Below are 2,986 nucleotides of genomic sequence, written 5' to 3'. Positions count from 1 at the left end.
CAACGCCTGATGGTTGCCCACGTGCCTCCGGGTGACGAGGCAAGCATTGCCTCCAGAACCGGCGGGTGAACTGGCGATATGCTTTCCTCAAGAGCGGACATGGCGGTTTCCAGGCACAAATGAATTGTCGGGCAATCAGGGTTGATCCGGCGTCAGGCAACGGACCGATGTCTTGCAACCTGGTTGCCGGTCGCGCCTTGGCCAGATCCGTTCACCGACAACAGACATTCCAGGCTGGACAGCACCATGAGCAATTTCTCTCATCTCGATCCCGTTGCGCTCAACGACTGGCATGTCGTCGCCTGTGTCGAGGAGGCGATTTCATCAGACCATCCTGGGTCAGGACAAGCCGATCCTGGAGAATCAGGTTCCGAAGAGGCTGCCGCTGGATCCCCGTTCCGAGGTGCCGATCCGCGCCGACGCCGCGTCGGCCGCCTACCGCCGCTGGCTGCGCGAAAGGGGCCTGCGTTATGGCGTCGTGGCCGGCAACGGTATCGGCGCACACTAGAGCCGGATGATTTCAGGTCGAATCGACCTGAAATCGGAATCCGCTTCTAGATCAAAGAGATAGAGCATGATGTCTGGACAAACGGTTTCCGTTTGTCCGTGAAAACCGCTTCACACTTTTCGGCACTATGCTCTAGTCATGGGCGCATTTTCGGACATGATTAATTGTGGATATGCGCGAAAGAAATCGCAGCCATTGTTAGCCGACCTTCGCCGTGGAAGTTTCGGACCTAAGCCGGAAGACCGGCTGCCAACAACGCCATGGGGACGTTGTCCAGGCGATCGCCGCCTCCAAGTAGGCAACCGGAAAAGACAAGAACATCCGGATGACGACAGGGCGGCATTGGACAGTTCTCGGACTGGAATGAGAGGATCAAGCGATGACGAATACCATTACGCGACGCACGGCAATCCTGGGCACGGCGGGCGCCCTGCTTCTGTCGGGGCTTGTACGCTCATTCGCGGATGTCCCAAAGACGCTGAAACTGGCTGTTATCCTGCAGGACCTGCCTGACGTCGGCTGGGACCGGACGCTGCTCGACGCGCTTGAGCAACTGAAACAGGAAAGGCCCGAGGGGCTGGAGATTGCATGGGAACATACCGATCCGCTGTACGGAGACGATGCTGAGAACGCCATGCGTTTCTACGCAGAGAGTGGTGAATACGACATCATCTGGGGCCATGGCACCTATTCGGACCAGGTCCAGAAGCTGAGCGTCGAGTTCCCCGACCTGATGTTTGTTGTCACCGGCTCCGGCAATCACCCAGCCGGGCCAAATCAATACTGGATCTACAAGCGGCTGCATGAGCCTTCCTACCTGCTTGGGATGCTGGCTGGCCATACCACCAAGACAGGCATGGTTGGCATCGTCGGCACCTTTCCAGCCAATGACGTCAACGACCAGATCAATGCGTTCTTCGAGGGTGCAAAGTCGATCAGGCCGGACATCCAGCATCGGCTTTCGTTCATCGGCTCGTGGTCCGACAATGCGCTGGCGGCTGAGCATGCCAATGTGCAGATCGCGGCCGGCGCCGACGTCGTTTTCATGCTGACCGACAATTTCAAGCCCTGCCAGGAGCACAAGATCATGTGCTTCGCCAACATCAACGACCAGAGCAAGGTCGCGCCCGACGCCATTGCGTCCAGCGCCACCATCAGCTGGAAGCCCGATCTCAACTGGATCATCGGCGAATGGCTGAAACACAAGGCCGGTGCGCAATTCAATGGCAACGCCGAACCGAAATGGTTTTCGATGGCCGAAGGCGGCACCGACATCGCACCCTATCATGATTTCGACGGCAAGATCCCGCAGGCGGTGAAGGGCGAAATATCTGCCAAGCGGCAGGAGATTCTTTCCGGCAAGTTTGTCGTTCCGCTCAACACCGCCGAGGTGAAGTAAGACACATCAACCAGGCAGCCCGGTGCGACCCAATGGAAGACCTGCTGAACGTTCAGAACCTTACCAAGCGATTTGGCAGCGTCATTGCCAATGACGGGGTCAATCTCGATATCCGCAAAGGTGAGATCCACTGCCTTTTCGGTGAAAACGGGGCAGGCAAGTCGACGCTGTCGTCCTGCCTCTACGGCTACTACAAAGCCGATAGCGGCGAGATACGCTTCAAGGGCGAGGTGGTGGAATTGAGCTCTCCCGCCGATGCCTTGCGGTTAGGCATCGGCATGGTTCACCAGCATTTCGTGCTGGTGTCGAACTTCACCGTGCTCGAAAACATCATCGTCGGCAGTGCCGATGTCGGGTTGCTGCTGAGGAAGGCCGATGCCCGCCGCAGGGTTCTCGGCCTCTGCAGGGACTGCGGCATCGACATCGACCTCGATCGCGAAATCTGGCAATTGTCGGTCGGTGAACAGCAATGGGTGGAAATCCTCAAAGCACTCTATTTCGGTGCCGAGCTGCTGATCCTGGACGAACCGACGGCGGTCCTGACGCCGCAGCAATCCGACCAGCTCTTCGTCATCCTTGATGGGATGCGCAAGCGTGGATTGTCGATTGTCCTGATCAGTCACAAGCTGCGCGAGGTGATGCAATCCGACAGGGTCACCATCCTGCGCAAAGGCAAGGTCGTCGCTACGGTGGACACCGCCAATACGACAGCCGAGGCGATTACCGCCCTCATGGTCGGGCACAAGGTGACGAAAAACGTCAGGGACAATTCCGTCACGCCGACGGGAGAAATCCTCTCGGTCGAAAAGGTGTCGGCGGTTGGCGAATGGGGCGAGGATGTCCTCAAGGACGTGACGTTTACCGTCGCCGCCAACGAGGTTCTCGGGCTGGCTGGCGTTGCCGGCAACGGCCAGAAGGAACTGTTCGAGGTACTGATGGGAGTCCGCGCGCTTCAATCGGGCGGTTTCTCGCTGGAAGGAAGCCCGGTCACCGCGCCGACGTCTCGCCAGATTCTCGACAGCGGCGTGGGTTTCATTCCGGACGATCGTTTCCTCGAAGGGTTGATCCCGGAGTTCGGA

Annotated in this window: 2 protein-coding genes and 1 pseudogene; all 3 read left to right on the top strand. The window is 58.4% G+C overall.

Going from position 1 to position 2,986, the window contains the following annotated elements; all coding sequences use genetic code 11:
- Positions 1–316: 316 nt before the first annotated feature.
- Positions 317–508: pseudogene (locus tag EN925_RS30295) on the top strand (aromatic ring-hydroxylating dioxygenase subunit alpha); the annotation flags it as partial.
- A 379-nt stretch (positions 509–887) separates the two neighbouring features.
- On the top strand, positions 888–1,907 hold the full coding sequence (locus EN925_RS30290; RefSeq protein ID WP_127368542.1) for a BMP family protein: 1,020 nt from the start codon (positions 888–890) through the stop codon (positions 1,905–1,907).
- A 32-nt stretch (positions 1,908–1,939) separates the two neighbouring features.
- The coding region (locus tag EN925_RS30285) for an ATP-binding cassette domain-containing protein (protein WP_128337150.1) at positions 1,940–2,986 on the top strand (1,047 nt) is incomplete at its 3' end.

This window comes from Mesorhizobium sp. M7A.F.Ca.US.006.04.2.1 (assembly GCF_004022915.1).
Classification (GTDB): Bacteria; Pseudomonadota; Alphaproteobacteria; order Rhizobiales; family Rhizobiaceae; genus Mesorhizobium; species Mesorhizobium ciceri.
Note: the sequence above shows the minus strand (reverse complement) of the source record. Positions and strands in the feature narration are given on the sequence as shown.

Bases quoted from the DNA above. Each gene is read 5' to 3' on its own strand.
- EN925_RS30290 (WP_127368542.1), top strand. From the start codon at position 888: ATGACGAATACCATTACGCGACGCACGGCAATCCTGGGCACGGCGGGC.